Source organism: Flavobacterium sp. GNP001 (genome assembly GCF_054343775.1).
Window position 1 is genome coordinate 2,082,817 of sequence record NZ_JBTGUX010000001.1, and the last position, 16,251, is coordinate 2,099,067.

Here is a 16,251-nt window from a genome sequence, read left to right on the forward strand (position 1 = left end):
TAGAACGTTAAACTTGAAACCTTAAACATTTTTTTTACAAACGTTGACTCATGTTTTTTACCATCATTTCTTTCCATGGCTTGAAATCGCCAGCTAAAATATGCTTTCTAGCCTCACGAACCAACCACATATAAAAACCAAGGTTGTGTATTGTAGCAATTTGTTTACCCAAGTATTCATTGGCAGCAAACAAATGGCGCAAATACGCTTTGGTATACTCAGTATCTACGAAAGTGATTCCCATTTCGTCAAGTGGCGAAAAATCAGCTTCCCATTTTTTATTTTTAATATTGATGGTACCGTTGGCTGTAAACAACATTCCGTTTCTGGCGTTACGAGTAGGCATCACACAGTCGAACATATCAACACCTAACGCAATATTTTCTAGAATATTAATTGGCGTTCCAACTCCCATTAAATATCTTGGTTTGTCTTCTGGTAAAATTTCGCAAACTACTTCGGTCATGGCATACATTTCCTCAGCAGGTTCCCCTACTGATAAACCTCCAATAGCATTTCCTTGCTGATTTGAATTGGCAATATACTCCGCCGATTGCATGCGTAAGTCTTTGTACGTACTACCTTGAACAATTGGGAAAAAAGTTTGCTCATACCCGTATTTAAAAGGTAATTTATCCAAATGACTGATACATCTATCCAACCACCTGTGCGTCATTTTCATAGAGCGTTGCGCGTAGCGGTAATCGCAAGGATAAGGCGTACATTCATCAAAAGCCATGATAATATCAGCACCAATGGTACGCTGAATTTCCATTACATTCTCTGGAGTAAAAAAGTGGTACGAACCGTCAATATGCGATTTAAACTTCACACCCTCTTCTTTAATTTTACGATTTGCTGAAAGTGAATAGACTTGGTATCCGCCTGAATCGGTCAAAATATTACGGTCCCAATTCATGAATTTATGCAATCCGCCTGCTTTTTCGAGAATTTCAGTCTGCGGACGCAAGTATAAGTGATAGGTATTCCCTAGGATAATATCTGGGTTGATATCGTTTTTTAATTCACGTTGATGCACTCCTTTTACAGAGGCTACGGTACCTACAGGCATAAAAATTGGGGTCTCAATCACCCCATGATCAGTAGTTATACTTCCCGCTCTAGCTTTCGATAGCGGATCTTTTTTTAATAAATCAAATTTCATCTGGTACTTCTATTTTTTCAGTCGCCTAAACTTTTCACAAAGACTTTCTTTAACAAAATCAGCCTGCGTAACGCCTTTCGTGCGAACCTATTTCACCCGTTTGTTCGGCTGGCAAAGATAGGTTAAATAGAAATCCACATCAAAAAAATATTTCAGTCCATTTACGCACTCCTTTTATTGGCTACACGATTAACCAACACCTCATTTATTTGGGCGCGACCCCATTTCACTAGCGTTGCATTTGGGTCGGGCTATTCGTTGCAATCTTTTTTAGTACACAGCTAGTCGCTGTTCTCTAAAAAAGGATTTCCACTGCTATCCCTCGCGCAAAAAAACTGTCTTGCACAACCCAATCAAAATATTAGTTGAACTAACTCGACAAAAAAATTTACAGTAAAACAAAAAATCTTATTGCAAACTAATTGCAATTTCATACCATAAAACAAACCGTAAACTATTTTTTAAAAACGCAATTTTAACAAAATAAAAACTGCAAAGTAAAATATTAAACAATTAATAGTAAATTTGGAAGTAGTTTTGTGTTGTAACGCTATTATACATATCCATAATAAACAACTGAACAAAACAATATTTATTAGATATTCCATTGGATAACTTGAATTTATGAAGCAAGAAAACGATTTTTATGTCGTAGGTGTAGGAGCATCTGCAGGAGGATTAGATGCGGTTCAGCATTTTTTTGACAACATACCACAAAGCGATAATGTAGCTTATATTATCATTCAGCATTTGTCTCCGGATTTTAAAAGTTTAATGCCTGAGTTGTTGGCTAAACATACTGGTTTAAACATTTACACTGCCGAAGATGGGCAAGAAATTAAACCCAACTGCATTTACCTTAATCAACGAAATAAAAATATTGGAATTGAAAATAATAAATTCATCCTGCTTGACAAAGCTCCTAAAAACCATTTGAATTTACCCATTGACATTCTTTTTCATATGCTTGGTGAATCCTATCGAGAGAAAGCAATAGGCGTTATTTTATCTGGTACGGGATCAGACGGTTCGCGCGGCATTAAAACGATCAAAGAAGCTGGCGGAACCATATTAGTTCAAGAACCAGGATCTGCACAATTTGACGGAATGCCTAATTCGGCCATTCTAACTAATCTCGCTGATTTTATTTTGCCACCTCAAGAATTAGCACAAAAAGTAGTTCAATTTACCCAAAGCAATAAAATTGGTTCTATTCAAAAAGATATTTATGAAAAAAATGAAACCGTTTTTCAAGAAATCCTCTCTGTTATTTACAAACACACCGGAGTAAATTTTAAAAAATACAAAGTCAATACCTTATTGCGTCGCTTAGAACGACGAATGAACTTACATAACTTAAGCTCATTTGAAGAGTACCTAAAGTTTCTTCGAGCAAATACCGAGGAGATAACCGCAATTAACCAAGAATTTTTAATAGGTGTCACCTGCTTTTTTAGAGATAGTGAAGCTTTTGAAATCTTAGAAAAATCTGTAATACCCGCAATTTGCAATCGTACAAACCATCAAAATAATATCCGAATTTGGATTCCCGCTTGTTCTAGTGGCGAAGAAGTATATTCGATAGCCATATTGATTGAAGACTACATAAGGACCAACAAACTCACTATTGATTATAAAATTTTTGCAACAGACATAGACCGCAAAGCCCTACGAAGAGCTAGTTTAGGATCGTACTCAGTAAATAATAGTACTGAAATTAAAAAGGATTATTTACAAGACTATTTTGTAAAAACAGGAGAAAAAATTCAAATCATAAAACGTATTCGGGAAAAAATTGTTTTCTCGTATCACGATGTTATCAAAGATCCACCCTTCATTAAAGTAGATTTAATTTCATGTCGAAATTTACTCATTTACTTTTCTACAACCACACAAAAAACCGTTTTATCTAGTTTTCAATTTGCTTTAAATAAAGATGCTTTTTTATTCCTTGGCAGCAGTGAATCACTAGGAACTTTAAGTAATTTATTTGCGGTTCACGACCAAAAAAATAAAATTTTCCAGAGTATGTTCGAGAATAAAAGACTCACCCGTGAGGATAACGGTGATGAAAATTTATACAATATTAGCGCAGGAACCGCACAATATCTCGTGAGTCAAAACAACCAAATTGTGACAAGCAAAAAGCAAAACGAACTTTTTTACTACAAATACCTCAGCAAAAAACATTCGCCAGTTACTGTATTTGTTGATAAAGAATTTAATGTTCAATTCATTCTAGGCGAATTTAAAAAATGGTTTCGTCAAACAGATGGACTATTTTCTAATAATCTTTTACAAATGGTCGAGCCTGAACTAGCTACTATCATCCGCAACGGAATTAGAAGAGTCATTGAAACAAATAATTCATTGAGCATTAAAAATTTGGTATATGATATTAAGGAAGACAAAATAACAACCGATTTATATTTTGAATCTGTCAACAGCACCGATACAACAGACAATGTTTATATGGTGCAATTTGATATGGGTACTTACAATCAATCTGAAGAAAAGATTGTTTTATCAAATGAAGATGTCTCCAATTTTTCAAAACAACGCATTGAAGACTTAGAGCTTGATTTGAAAGAGAACAGAGCCCAATTGCAAAATGTAGTTGAGGAACTCGAAACCAGTAATGAGGAATTACAAAGTTCCAATGAAGAATTGATGTCCTCTAACGAGGAATTACAAAGTTCAAACGAAGAATTACAATCTGTAAACGAAGAATTATACACGGTTAACTCTGAATTTCAAGAGAAAAACAAAGAACTCGAGAATTTAAACAACGATATCAATAATTTGTTAAACAGCACTGATATTGGCACTCTTTTTCTTGACAATCAACTCAATATCAGAAAATTTACACCTGCAGTAAAACGTTTATTTCATTTAGAAGAAAGCGATATTGGTAGATCAGTTATGAGTTTTGCATCTGAGTTTGATACTGCCATTCAAAAATCAATTCTTAGAGATGCGAAGGCAGCATTAGATAATTTAACCAATGTTGAAAAAGAAGTAAGAGATCTCAAAGGCAACTGGTATCTCAAACGAATTAGTCCTTTTATAACCTCTGATAAAAAAATTGATGGTGTGGTAATCACCTTTGTCGATATTAATAACTTGAAAAAAGTAAAATCAGAACTCAATGCCATTGAAGCTCGATTAGAAACAGCTTTAGTAGCAGGAAACATGGCTTGGTGGGAACTGAAATCAACACCAAATGGATTATTTTTTTCTAAATCATGGGTTGAAATGCTTGGTTTAAATCCTAATGATGTTAAAAATCACGATGATTTACTAGGACTTATCCATCCCGATGATTATGCTAAAACTGTTCAAGCTTTCCAAAATCATTTGGCAGGTAAAACGCAAAGTTACGACTGCCAATACCGTATCAAAAATCATAATGGTGATTACCAATGGTTTCAAGATATTGGGAAAATTGTATTAAAAAATAATCATGAAACCATTATGTCAGGTATTGTAGTTGACATAAACATCAAAAAACAAATTGAATTAGAACTTTTTAGCGCACTTCAAAATGCAGAAACTGCAAATATTTATAAAAACCAGTTTCTTGCCAATATGAGCCACGAAATACGAACACCAATTAACGGCTTAGTTGGTTTCGCCTCTTTATTAGGCAGTGAAGATTTAGATCAAGAAACCAAAAATCAATACGTGTCTATTGTTGAAAGTTGTTCTAACCAATTACTAAACCTAATAAACGATATAATTGACCTGGCAAAAATCGAGGCAGGTGAATTAAAAATAGAATTAGAAAATTGCGACATCAATAAAATTTTTAATGAATTAGAAATCACTTTTAATAATATTCAGCATCAAAAAGAAAAAAATGACATTAGGTTAATTAAAAAAGTTTTTAACCCTAACCAAGAATTAATAATCACTACTGATAGTGCTCGACTAAAACAAGTACTTACCAATTTGATTGGAAACGCACTCAAATTTACTAACGAAGGAAGTATTGAATTTGGTTACCAAATAAATGATCATTCCATTGTATTTACTGTAGTAGATACAGGAATTGGAATGTCGCAAGATCAATTAGACCTTATTTTTGAACGTTTTCAGCAAGTAGAACACGACTCTAAAATAAAGTATGACGGTACTGGTTTAGGTCTTACCATTTCAAAAGGAATTGTTCATTTATTAGGAGGACACATAGTGGTTACATCTCAATTTGGCAAAGGAAGTACTTTTGCTTTCGAAATTCCATACCGTCCTATAAAAAGTAATTCCAAGGCAAAAAACACCAATCTCGATTCCATTATCCCGATTTTTGAGGGTAAAAAAATATTAGTTGTAGAGGATGAAATTAACAACCAACTATATTTAAAAGCGATTCTTCAAGAGTTTCCGCTACAAGTACTCTGGGCAAAAAACGGACTAGAAGCAGTAACTATTTTCAAAAAAGAAAGCAATATTGCCATTGTATTAATGGATATTAGAATGCCTCTTTTGGATGGTTATCAAGCTACCCGAATGTTACTTGACATTAAACCTGAAGCCAAAGTAATTGCACAAACCGCCAATGCAATGTCTGGAGACAAGGATAAATGCCTTGAAATAGGATTTGTAGATTACATACCAAAACCCATTACCAAAGAAAAATTAATTGAAACACTTGGGAAATGGATGGCTTAAAAAGACATTTACTTATCTAAAGAATTAATACTATTTAAAGAGCGTTTATCAAACTATTTTGATGAACGCTCTTTTGAATTTTCTTCCATAAAACTAATCATTTCTTCAAATCTAGCGCTCCAAGGTTTAAAATATTGTAATACCATAGGAACATGCTTTTTCCTCAAACGAATGGTTTGTACCTCAGGCTGAAAAACTTTGATAGCTTTCTCAAAACGTTGTGTTCCCTCAATAATAGAGGGATAGGTTTTTGTACCAACATACAATAAAACTGGCGGCGTTTGGGCATTAACATAGTAAATTGGCGAAGCTGCTTTCCATTGCTCAGGATCGGAAGTCCAAGTTGCCAAATAATCATCCTGATTAGTAGGAGGATATTTTTCGAGATAGTTTTTCATATCTAATCCAGCCGCATCGTTTAAAATAATTCCAGCAACACTATTAGTTTGTACACCATATTTAGGATTCATAACCGCCAAGGCACCGAGATGTGCGCCTGCTGAATGTCCGGTTACAAAAATTTGGTTCGCATTACCGTTGTATTGACCAATATTCTTTTTAGTCCACTCAATGACAGTTGCAATTTGCTGTGCCATGACATCATAATTTACCGTAGGACTCAAGCTATAATCTGGTATAACGGTGATAATTCCTCTTTTAGCAAAATTACGACCTAGTAAATTATAAGTTTCCTTACGCCCGCTATTCCAATTTCCACCATGCACAAAAATCAAAACTTTAGCGCCTGCTTTATTTACTTTTCGAGGAACAAAAATGTTGAGCTTGGGCGCTGTGCTTGCGTTTTCAACCGTAGTTGGTTGGTAAACGATATTAGTAGTCTTTTTAGAGGCACAACTCGTTATCAGAAAAACCGATATTAGAACAGTAGGGATTTTAAACAAACGCATCATGTATTTTTTTTACGAATATACTATTTATAAAATTCATAGACATTAGCAAGTCTCTAAAATAGGCCTTTCGATTGAGAGTCATTTTTAGTTTTGGTAGATTTAAAACACAAAAAAAACGGTCCATATCAAGGATACCAACCGTTTTTAATGAAGCTTTTGATGATCAAATGATTATCAAAAAAGAAGCATTTAGATTAATTAAATTGCGCTGTCACGTACTCAACTAAACTTTGATCTGACATTTTATTCGAAGTGCTTTCAGTAGCTACTACATTTTTGTACTGTGGAGTTTCACTTAAAAAATTTATGAATTGCTCCTGAGCAGTTCCTGTTCCTGTTACGTGCAATTCATCTACGTTTTGCATGTGAGCGGTAATGCTTTTAAATAGTTTTCGCAGCTGATCTCTCTCGGCATTGTTAGCGGCATTTTCGCTGGTATTGTAACCTTGTCCGTCAACGGTTTCATGACCTAGTACTAAAAAATCTCCGGAATCTACATTTTCTCTTCCTACAATGGAAGCGTGATGGGAACCCATCCACACTCCAAATTGCTTTTTGCTGTTCTGTGACATGATTGTTTGTTTAAGTTATAACACCTTTTGCATCAGCTGTATTTTGCTGATTATTAGTATTCTTATAAAGGTAACCCATCTATTTTTAATAAAGTTGTATTTAACAAAGTCTTATGCTCTCTATATAGTATTTGTGCGTTTCATAGGTTTATACAAACTAATTTAAAATTGATCAGAAACTTACAATGAACACACAAAAGCTTAAACAAAATTCACCAGAAAATTAGCAACAGGAGCATTAAATTAAGCTGAATATACAAAAGAATAAACGCTACTTTTTTGTTTGACTAAAGTATTATCTAATAAAGCTTTATTTTTGTATCAATAAAATCTAGATTCGAAACAAAAATAATCCCAATGGAAATAGCTCAAATTATTAAAGAAAAAAGAGGAACCTTAATTGACGTTCGCTCTTACGCAGAATTTACTGGAGGTCATGTTGCAGGATCATTAAATATCCCGCTCCAAGAAATACCACACAGAATACAAGAAATTCAAGAACTTAAAACTCCATTAGTATTATTTTGTGCCTCTGGAAACAGAAGCGGTCAAGCACAAGTATTCCTCACTTCGCAGGGAATTGAATGTTATAACGGAGGTTCATGGCTGGATGTGAATTTTATGCAAGCCCAAGCTGAGTAAAAACCATGAAGATAATTACTTTCAATTGAAATTATACAATGCAAAAAGCCCGCTACTTGCGGGCTTTCTTGTACTATATTGAATCGTCTCAATCAAATTTTTGAAGTATAAAACGACTTAGTCATTCAAAGCTGGATAATCAGTATATCCCTTTACCGTATCGGTGTAAAATGTGGTTGGATCAGGTGTGTTCAAAGGAGCGTCCGTTTCATAACGTGCTACTAAATCAGGATTGGCAATAAAAGGAACGCCATAAGCAACCAAATCAGCATCACCATCTTCCAAAACTTTAATACCTGTTTCCTTATTGAAACCTTTGTTAATAATCAAAGTTCCTTTGTACAAGGGTCTAAAATGTTTCGCTACTTGAGTTACCGCAAAAGGCACTTCAGATACATCTGTAAAAGGCTCCGTTAAATGAACATACGCTAATCCGTAATCGTTCAGTTTATTAACAATATATTCGTAGGTCGGAATTGTTTCTTCATCCAACATTATTCCTTGCGCATTGTGCAAGGATGGATTCAAACGCACTCCCACTTTTGAATAATCGATAACTTCTTTCAAAGCATCTAGAATCTCAAAAAGGATTTTTGATTTGTTTTCAATAGATCCGCCGTATTCATCAGTACGATGATTGGAATAACCGTTAAAAAATTGTTGTAACAAATAGCCATTAGCAGCATGCAATTCTACGCCATCAAATCCTGCAGCGATAGCATTTTTAGCTCCATTTTTGAAATCTAACACAGTTTGTTTGATGTCTTCGATTGTCATTTCTTTTGGCACTACGGTATCTTGAAAACCATCTTTAGTATACGCTTGCGCAAAAGGATTCAACGCTGATGGTGCGTGAGGTAATTCACCGTTATGCAAATCTGGGTGCGACATGCGACCTGTATGCCACAATTGTGCAAAAATAGTCCCTCCTTTTTCGTGTACCGCTTTGGTAACCAGCTTCCATCCTTCGGTTTGCGCTTCACTATAAATTCCTGGTACATTAATAAAACCTACTGCTTTGGTACTTACAAAAGTTCCCTCAGAAACTATTAAACCTGCTGTTGCTCTTTGCGCATAATATTCTGCTGTAAGTGCTGTAGGAACGTTTCCTTCGTTATTTGAACGACTACGAGTCATAGGTGCCATCACCATTCTGTTTTTTAAAACACTATTTCCTAAAGTGTAAGGCTGAAATAAAATTGATTTACTCATTTGATTTATTTTTTTAGATAATTTAAACCGCAACTACATAAATTCAAATCATGCAGTAAAACGGTAAGTAAGAGAAGAAATTAAACAGACACACATTATTTTCTTGATGCAAGTCCGTTTAAATACAAGTTCTATCTTCCTTTTTTTATGGCACAAAGATAAATCAGAACCACAACTCATTTCGTTGACCTAGGACAAGAAACAAGTTTGAAATAAAAAAATTTAGCTGCTAATTTTTCTCCGAACCCTACTAAGTGTAGCTGGAGTACAACCCAAATAAGAAGCAATCATGTGTTGCGGAACTCTTTGAACGATGTTTGGATATCGCTGTAGCAATTGAATGTATTTCTCCTCTACGGATGCGGTCAGCACACTGTTAATGCGCTCTTGATTGGCAACGTAGGCATTTTGCAAAAGCAAACGCTGGTATCTTTCAAATAAAGGCACTTGCTCCATTAAAGCCTCACGAGTGACTGAAGTTAGCAGTAATACCTCTGAATCCTCAAGCGCCTGAATCGTGTAAATCGAAGTGCTTTGAGTTAAAAAACTAGCTAAATCAGTAATCCACCAGCCTTCGACTGCAAATTGCATCGTGTGTTCATTGCCTTTTTCATCGACATAAAAGGATCGAAGTACTCCTTTTTCAACAAAAAAATTATACTGACAAAGTCCGCCAGAAACTTGTAGCATTTCTTTTTTTAACACCTTCCTCGGCACAAAATAAGTTTTACACAACTCGCGCTCTGCTTCACTCAAAGCTACTTTTTCTTGAATACTTTTAAACAATTGATCAAACATGTTTGCAAGTTACAAAATACTGTAAAAACAGTAGCGTAGCATTTACAACTAATAACAATTCAACCTTGATAACTAATGATAAATCTAAAAATGGAACCTTATATTAATCAAATTATCTGATTATATTTGCCGAGTCTAATTTAACACACAAATGAAACCAAACACACAACAATTAAAGGATTTAACAATCCAAGTTAGAAGAGATATTCTTCGCATGGTACACGCAGTCAACTCAGGGCACCCAGGTGGTTCATTAGGTTGTGCTGAATTTCTTGTAGTATTGTACCAAAACATAATGGATCGCAAAAAAGGTTTTGAAATGGACGGAATAGGTGAAGATCTTTTCTTTCTTTCTAATGGTCATATCTCACCTGTATTGTACAGTGTATTGGCCCGCAGCGGTTATTTTCCAGTTGCTGAATTAGCTACTTTCCGTTTGATCAATTCTAGATTACAAGGTCACCCAACTACACACGACCATCTTCCTGGTGTTCGTATTGCATCTGGTTCTTTAGGTCAAGGATTATCTGTTGGAATTGGTGCTGCTCAAGCTAAAAAATTGAATGGTGACAATCATATCATCTACACCCTTCACGGTGATGGTGAGTTACAAGAAGGTCAAAACTGGGAAGCCATCATGTATGCATCTGCTAAAAAAGTAGATAACTTAATTGCAGCAATCGATTTGAACGGAAAACAAATTGATGGAACTACTGACGAAGTTTTAGCTATGGGAAGTATCCGTGCTAAATTTGAAGCCTTTGATTGGGATGTTTTAGAAATTAAAAATGGAAACGATATCGAGGCTATTATTGCCGGTATGAACGATGCTAAATTAAGAACTGGAAAAGGAAAACCAGTTTGCGTATTGTTGCACACAGAAATGGGTAATGGTGTCGATTTCATGATGTACAGTCATGCTTGGCACGGTAAAGCGCCTAATGATACGCAACTAGAAATTGCATTAGGACAAAACGATACTACCGGAGATAACCTAGATTATTAAGTATTAAAATTATGAGGTGCTAATTTCTGATCTACGCAATGGCGAAATAGTTCAGAATTTTTTAATCTTTCAATTTTTTAATCTTTCAATTTTAAAAAGCAATAATGAAAAAATATACAAATACAGGAAGTAAAGATACGCGCTCGGGTTTTGGAGCGGGAATGACTGAATTAGGTCAAAAAAACGAAAATGTGGTAGCACTTTGTGCCGATTTAATTGGTTCATTAAAATTTGACGATTTTAAGAAAAACCATCCAGAGCGTTTTTTCCAAATCGGAATCGCAGAGGCTAACATGATCGGAATTGCAGCAGGATTAACCGTAGGAGGAAAAATTCCTTTTACTGGAACTTTTGCTAACTTTTCTACTGGAAGAGTATACGATCAAATTCGTCAATCAGTAGCGTATTCTGAGAAAAATGTAAAAATTTGTGCTTCTCACGCTGGATTAACTTTAGGAGAAGACGGTGCAACACACCAAATCCTTGAAGATATCGGGTTGATGAAAATGCTACCTGGAATGACCGTAATTAACACTTGTGATTACAACCAAACCAAAGCGGCTACTTTAGCACTTGCAGATCATAACGGACCGGCTTATTTGCGTTTTGGTCGTCCGGTTGTGCCTAACTTTATGCCAGCTGACGAACCTTTCGTAATTGGCAAAGCAATCACACTAACAGAAGGATCTGATGTGACTATTGTAGCTACAGGACATTTGGTTTGGGAAGCGTTGCAAGCTGCTGAAGCCCTAGAAGAAAAAGGAATTTCTGCAGAGGTAATCAACATTCACACCATCAAACCATTAGATGAAGAAGCAATTTTGAATTCTTTAGCAAAAACAAAATGTATTGTTACCGCTGAAGAGCACAATATTTTGGGTGGTCTTGGCGAAAGCATCTCTAGAGTATTAGCTTTAAACAGTCCGGCTCCACAAGAGTTTGTTGCTGTAAATGACAGTTTTGGTGAATCAGGAACTCCAGAACAATTAATGGAAAAATACAAACTGAACGATCAAGCGATTATCGAAGCAGTAGAACGAGTAATGAAAAGAAAATAATCTTTTCGATTTATTCATAAAAAAAAACCAGACTGCCTTAGCAATCTGGTTTTTTTATGTCTTTTAACTTCTAGTTACATTTAACCAAATGTCTTTTAACTCTGTTTGGATCAGTTATATTTCCATCGCAACTTGGAATATCTGCAAAAGGAATAAGCTTTCCGTTAACTGTAATTTCTGTTCTTGTACTTACGCCGTCGCCATCATCGTCAGTATCTAGGAAATTTGGAATTCCATCTTTATCCGTGTCATCTGCATATCGAATATTATCTGCTGGAGTAGTAGGATAATTAGTTGTATTGGCATAATTGTACATATAACCATCGCCATCTAAGTCTTCTAAATAATTAGGAATACCGTCAAGATCGCTATCAATTCTATTAATTTCGTAAAGCTTAATACTAAAAACCAAAGGCGCATAAGGAGGAATCGAATTGCTACCTTGAGAGTAATACCCAAGACCTGAAGGCAAAAACAAAATCCCAGCTCCGAAATCAGAATACGAAATCGTTCCATCAGGGTTTGATGAATAATTTCCTGTTTTAAATTCGGGAAAAGTCAATCCCCAACCCGAAATAGTAGTAGTTAAATTAAAAAAACTTTGAGGAGTGTTTGAAGCTTCAAAAAAAGTAGCCTCCAAGGTTTCTACATCTGCCACTTTTTTTCTAGACAAATACGATCCGCTATACGCAGCTAATACCTCATCAGTATTTGTTGGTGATTGCCCTACTCCTTCACGCAATACCATGTAGTATACTTCATATTTTATATCGTGAAAGCTTATTTCTTTCATCAATAACTTAGGAAATGAGGCATTATTTAAATAACTAAAAATGGATCTTTGCGTTCCACCAGCAGGTATTTTACTAATTTTAGTAACTACATCAGGATTCAAATCTTCGATATAATACGTTTTCAAGTATTCCTCAATATCTGCTTTTTCAGTCTTATATTGTGCAGCATATTCTCTTGGTGGTGTCAATGCCGCCACTTCATCTTTTGAACATGAAAATAAAGAGACTGTTGTAATTAATAAAATAAAATAATACTTAAATTTGTTCATTATAGCTAAATTTTTTAAGTGCGCAAGATACAATATTGATTGATTTTTGTAAACAATTTAACGCTGATTTTAGAAAAATTATGAGAATAGATAAATATTTATGGTGTGTTCGTTATTATAAAACCAGAAACATGGTAACGGAGGCCTGTAAAAAAAACCATATTACCGTTAATGGCCAAGTAGCCAAAGCCTCCAAGGAAGTTTTCCCTACCGATAAAATTACCTTTAGAAAAGATCAAATAACGCAAATTATCACCGTTCTTGACATTCCTGAAAATCGTGTAGGTGCCAAATTAGTCGATATGTACCGCCGTAACGATACTCCTGCCGAAGCTTTTCAGCATTTAGAATTGCTGAAATTATCCAAGGAACATTACCGTAAAAACGGAACTGGTAGACCAACCAAAAAAGACCGTCGTGACATTGATGAATTTGGGAACGAGATAATCACCGATGAAGAAGAGGATTAAACCATAATTTCTCATCAAATAAAAAAATCATTTTTACAACATAAAACCGCTAAACAACAACATTATATAATGAGCAAAAATATCATCTTGAACAACCAAGAAATAGAACATAAAATAAAACGAATTGCCTATCAAATCTACGAAACCTTTGTAGATGAACAAGAAATTGTGATTGCTGGCATTGCAAGCAATGGTTTTACTTTTGCCAAAAAAATTACAGCAGTCCTTGAAAGCATTTCTCCTATCAAAGTATCACTCTGCGAAGTGCAAATTAACAAACTAGAGCCACAGCTTCCGATTACAACTTCATTAACACAAGAGCAATACGCTAACAAAGGACTGGTTTTGGTAGATGATGTACTCAATTCAGGTACGACACTAATATATGCCGTAAAACACTTTATAGACGTACCACTGAAAAAATTCAAAACAGCGGTATTAGTCGATCGAAATCACAAAAAATATCCTGTAAAAGCCGATTTCAAAGGTATCTCACTTTCTACCTCACTTTTTGAGCATGTACAAGTTGTGTTTGATGAAAACGGCGACAACTACGCGTATTTAAGCTAACAAGGCTATAATTTCGGCAACCGTTTGTTCGATAGATTTTTCATCAACCACAATTTTATACTGTGCTTGATTATAGTAAAAACTTCTATCGAACAAATGTTTTGCTATAAATTCCCTCATTTCTTCTTCGTTTTTACTCGCTATAAGTGGTCGTTTGCTTTTATTTTGATGCAATCTTTGAAACAAAGTCTCAATTGAAGCTTTCAAATAGATCGAAAAAACGTTTTCTCCTTTAAAAAATTCATGATTATTGGCATAACAAGGCGTTCCTCCGCCCAAACCGATGACCATTTCTTCTGTTGATTGCATCAAATCGGCAAAAACTTCGTGTTCTATTTTACGAAAATAGATTTCTCCGTGCTTTTCAAAAATAGCATTTACAGATAAATTGAGCTTTTTTTCGATCATTTCATCTAAATCTACAAAAGGGACTTGAATACTTTTTGACAATTTTTTAGCAATAGTAGACTTCCCGCAGCCCATATAGCCTAATAATATGATTTTTTTCATCTTAATAAAACCTTACAAATTAAGGTGTTGTGTTTTTTTGTTTAAAAAAGACAAATTTATAATAAAAACGCTTGCAATTATCCGAAATTAGTTCTTATATTTGCACCCGCATTCAAGGAAAGAATATGACTCGATAGCTCAGTTGGTAGAGCACATCACTTTTAATGATGGGGTCCTGGGTTCGAGCCCCAGTCGGGTCACAAATTTAGTGATCAACACATAATTTCCTTGAAAGCAATGACTCGATAGCTCAGTTGGTAGAGCACATCACTTTTAATGATGGGGTCCTGGGTTCGAGCCCCAGTCGGGTCACAAAAGGTTGTTCGCCATGGCGAATGACCTTTATTTTTTTTAGGCCACGTGGAGAAACGGTAGACTTGCCATCTTGAGGGGGTGGTGCTCGTAAGGGCGTGTGGGTTCAAATCCCACCGTGGTCACGTTTTTGAAATGTAAAACCCCTATAATCAACGATTTAAGGGGTTTTTTTATAAATTTTTCCCAGCATATTCCCGCCAACCATAGTGGTCCTAATTTCTCATATTTTTTACTAGTAGTAACCCAATATTCTGGAGCTTTGCCAAGTTTTGCCATTTTCTATACAGTTAGTTTAACCATGCAAGTGAAATTTCCATTCTAAAGTATCTTTGTCAAGGAATAAGTACCTCCAAACTTACTTCTTGTAATTTTTTCGTCTTGGATTAACTAGTTCACTTTTAGAATTCATGCTCCAATTTATCCATTTTCATTTTTTTAGATCTATCAAATACTACTTTGAAAGTTCCTTTACAACATAATAGCTTGCACACACTTTAGATTTAAAGCTTATCAATTCGATTAACTTGAACTGAAATCACTTTATTACATTTTTCTCAACCTAATTGCAAATGCACCGATAGCATTAGACCTCAATAAACCGACCTTTTAAATTTATCTTTATACATATTTATAAATTGGTAAGTGTATAGTATAACAAAATACACCAAACGTAATATACCGCTTTTAAAGCTTTAATTTTGACTAGGTGATACTTTGATAGTGTTTAGCTTAAAAAACGGCTAAAAACTAACAAAACAAAGCTATTTTCTGTCTTTGAGGTTAATTGCTAGGTGAAAGGTATGTAGTATGTAGTGTGCCGTTGACGACAAGAAATATCGCAATACACGCATTTGCACCCATCGTAGGCAAAGGATTTTATTTGTAGGCATCATATCACGCTCTTTTTTTTTTTTTTTTTCGAGCGAAGCGAGTGTTATATATATATATCTATTAACATACTATGTATATTAATAGAATTGGGGTGTTTTTTTTTTGGGGGTTTGATTATAATATATATATAATCTTAGGGTTCTTATTTTTTTTTTTTGAACTACAAAACTACTACTGCTGAATATCTCTATTTCGTCAATCAAAATACACAACGATTGACTGTCAAAATTAGACCACAAATAAGCATCAAAAAAAAGTCACACATTTTGTCGAGCGTGTTGGAATAATTATAAATTATATATAAATGCCAAAGGTTAAAAAAAAAGGACTCGTTATTCGACCAATATTGTAGAATTAAGGACGATGGAATGGTTAGACTCCGAATCGCTAACGCAGT

The 16,251-nt window shown here is 34.8% G+C and carries 13 protein-coding genes and 3 tRNA genes; 9 read left to right on the forward strand and 7 right to left on the reverse strand.

The window, feature by feature from the left end; translation table 11 throughout:
- Window positions 1-34 precede the first annotated feature (34 nt).
- Entirely contained in the window at window positions 35-1,165 is a 1,131-nt protein-coding gene (gene tgt, locus ACXX8U_RS08810) for a tRNA guanosine(34) transglycosylase Tgt (protein ID WP_166137227.1), read from the reverse strand.
- Between the two features lie 624 nt (window positions 1,166-1,789).
- Here tgt and ACXX8U_RS08815 point away from each other — a divergent pair.
- A complete protein-coding gene (locus tag ACXX8U_RS08815) occupies window positions 1,790-5,836 on the forward strand; it encodes a chemotaxis protein CheB (protein ID WP_458565530.1) in 4,047 nt (1,348 codons plus the stop codon).
- A gap of 53 nt (window positions 5,837-5,889) precedes the next feature.
- Here the strand turns inward: ACXX8U_RS08815 and ACXX8U_RS08820 are convergent, their stop codons facing one another.
- Both ACXX8U_RS08820 and ACXX8U_RS08825 read right to left on the reverse strand, forming a co-directional pair.
- Entirely contained in the window at window positions 5,890-6,744 is an 855-nt protein-coding gene (locus ACXX8U_RS08820) for an alpha/beta hydrolase (RefSeq protein ID WP_458565531.1), read from the reverse strand.
- Between the two features lie 197 nt (window positions 6,745-6,941).
- Window positions 6,942-7,319 carry a hypothetical protein gene (locus ACXX8U_RS08825; protein ID WP_458565532.1) on the reverse strand — a complete coding sequence of 126 codons (378 nt, stop codon included), beginning with the start codon at window positions 7,317-7,319 and terminating at the stop codon, window positions 6,942-6,944.
- Window positions 7,320-7,676: 357 nt separating this feature from the next.
- On the opposite strand from ACXX8U_RS08825, the gene ACXX8U_RS08830 reads away from it, so the two are divergent.
- Window positions 7,677-7,961: a rhodanese-like domain-containing protein gene (locus ACXX8U_RS08830; RefSeq protein ID WP_458565533.1), complete on the forward strand. Its 285-nt coding sequence runs from the start codon at window positions 7,677-7,679 to the stop codon at window positions 7,959-7,961.
- Window positions 7,962-8,078: 117 nt separating this feature from the next.
- Here the strand turns inward: ACXX8U_RS08830 and ACXX8U_RS08835 are convergent, their stop codons facing one another.
- Complete coding sequence (locus ACXX8U_RS08835; protein WP_458565534.1) at window positions 8,079-9,173, reverse strand: alkene reductase; 1,095 nt, start codon at window positions 9,171-9,173, stop codon at window positions 8,079-8,081.
- Window positions 9,174-9,395: 222 nt separating this feature from the next.
- Entirely contained in the window at window positions 9,396-9,971 is a 576-nt protein-coding gene (locus ACXX8U_RS08840; protein ID WP_458565535.1) for a Crp/Fnr family transcriptional regulator, read from the reverse strand.
- Between the two features lie 151 nt (window positions 9,972-10,122).
- Here ACXX8U_RS08840 and ACXX8U_RS08845 point away from each other — a divergent pair, with 151 nt between their 5' ends.
- Both ACXX8U_RS08845 and ACXX8U_RS08850 read left to right on the forward strand, forming a co-directional pair.
- A complete protein-coding gene (locus ACXX8U_RS08845; RefSeq protein ID WP_458565536.1) occupies window positions 10,123-10,977 on the forward strand; it encodes a transketolase in 855 nt (284 codons plus the stop codon).
- A 104-nt stretch (window positions 10,978-11,081) separates the two neighbouring features.
- Window positions 11,082-12,035: a transketolase family protein gene (locus ACXX8U_RS08850; RefSeq protein ID WP_166137207.1), complete on the forward strand. Its 954-nt coding sequence runs from the start codon at window positions 11,082-11,084 to the stop codon at window positions 12,033-12,035.
- A gap of 70 nt (window positions 12,036-12,105) precedes the next feature.
- Here the strand turns inward: ACXX8U_RS08850 and bamM are convergent, their stop codons facing one another.
- Window positions 12,106-13,098 (reverse strand): BamM family beta-barrel-assembly machinery protein, encoded by a 993-nt coding sequence (gene bamM, locus ACXX8U_RS08855; RefSeq protein WP_458565537.1) that lies wholly within the window; start codon window positions 13,096-13,098, stop codon window positions 12,106-12,108.
- Between the two features lie 80 nt (window positions 13,099-13,178).
- Here bamM and ACXX8U_RS08860 point away from each other — a divergent pair, with 80 nt between their 5' ends.
- Together ACXX8U_RS08860 and ACXX8U_RS08865 are read left to right on the forward strand one after the other, a co-directional pair.
- Window positions 13,179-13,568: an RNA-binding S4 domain-containing protein gene (locus ACXX8U_RS08860; protein ID WP_306263198.1), complete on the forward strand. Its 390-nt coding sequence runs from the start codon at window positions 13,179-13,181 to the stop codon at window positions 13,566-13,568.
- Between the two features lie 69 nt (window positions 13,569-13,637).
- Complete coding sequence (locus tag ACXX8U_RS08865) at window positions 13,638-14,138, forward strand: phosphoribosyltransferase family protein (RefSeq protein ID WP_458565538.1); 501 nt, start codon at window positions 13,638-13,640, stop codon at window positions 14,136-14,138.
- Here the strand turns inward: ACXX8U_RS08865 and ACXX8U_RS08870 are convergent.
- Window positions 14,130-14,648, reverse strand: coding sequence for a shikimate kinase (locus ACXX8U_RS08870; protein ID WP_458565539.1), 519 nt, complete (start codon window positions 14,646-14,648; stop codon window positions 14,130-14,132). The two genes, ACXX8U_RS08865 and ACXX8U_RS08870, sit on opposite strands and share 9 nt — an antisense overlap.
- A gap of 127 nt (window positions 14,649-14,775) precedes the next feature.
- Between ACXX8U_RS08870 and ACXX8U_RS08875 the strand changes: the two genes are divergently transcribed.
- The 3 genes from ACXX8U_RS08875 (at window position 14,776) to ACXX8U_RS08885 (ending at window position 15,085) form a co-directional block, all read left to right on the forward strand.
- A tRNA-Lys gene (locus ACXX8U_RS08875) sits at window positions 14,776-14,848 on the forward strand.
- Window positions 14,849-14,887: 39 nt separating this feature from the next.
- Window positions 14,888-14,960, forward strand: a tRNA-Lys gene (locus ACXX8U_RS08880).
- Between the two features lie 42 nt (window positions 14,961-15,002).
- Window positions 15,003-15,085: transfer RNA gene (locus ACXX8U_RS08885), tRNA-Leu, on the forward strand.
- Window positions 15,086-16,251 lie beyond the last annotated feature (1,166 nt).

Bases quoted from the DNA above. Each gene is read 5' to 3' on its own strand.
- ACXX8U_RS08860 (WP_306263198.1), top strand. From the start codon at position 13,179: ATGAGAATAGATAAATATTTATGGTGTGTTCGTTATTATAAAACCAGA.
- ACXX8U_RS08825 (WP_458565532.1), bottom strand. From the start codon at position 7,319: ATGTCACAGAACAGCAAAAAGCAATTTGGAGTGTGGATGGGTTCCCAT.
- ACXX8U_RS08850 (WP_166137207.1), top strand. From the start codon at position 11,082: ATGAAAAAATATACAAATACAGGAAGTAAAGATACGCGCTCGGGTTTT.
- bamM (WP_458565537.1), bottom strand. From the start codon at position 13,098: ATGAACAAATTTAAGTATTATTTTATTTTATTAATTACAACAGTCTCT.
- ACXX8U_RS08870 (WP_458565539.1), bottom strand. From the start codon at position 14,648: ATGAAAAAAATCATATTATTAGGCTATATGGGCTGCGGGAAGTCTACT.
- ACXX8U_RS08815 (WP_458565530.1), top strand. From the start codon at position 1,790: ATGAAGCAAGAAAACGATTTTTATGTCGTAGGTGTAGGAGCATCTGCA.
- tgt (WP_166137227.1), bottom strand. From the start codon at position 1,165: ATGAAATTTGATTTATTAAAAAAAGATCCGCTATCGAAAGCTAGAGCG.
- ACXX8U_RS08830 (WP_458565533.1), top strand. From the start codon at position 7,677: ATGGAAATAGCTCAAATTATTAAAGAAAAAAGAGGAACCTTAATTGAC.
- ACXX8U_RS08820 (WP_458565531.1), bottom strand. From the start codon at position 6,744: ATGCGTTTGTTTAAAATCCCTACTGTTCTAATATCGGTTTTTCTGATA.
- ACXX8U_RS08865 (WP_458565538.1), top strand. From the start codon at position 13,638: ATGAGCAAAAATATCATCTTGAACAACCAAGAAATAGAACATAAAATA.
- ACXX8U_RS08835 (WP_458565534.1), bottom strand. From the start codon at position 9,173: ATGAGTAAATCAATTTTATTTCAGCCTTACACTTTAGGAAATAGTGTT.
- ACXX8U_RS08840 (WP_458565535.1), bottom strand. From the start codon at position 9,971: ATGTTTGATCAATTGTTTAAAAGTATTCAAGAAAAAGTAGCTTTGAGT.
- ACXX8U_RS08845 (WP_458565536.1), top strand. From the start codon at position 10,123: ATGAAACCAAACACACAACAATTAAAGGATTTAACAATCCAAGTTAGA.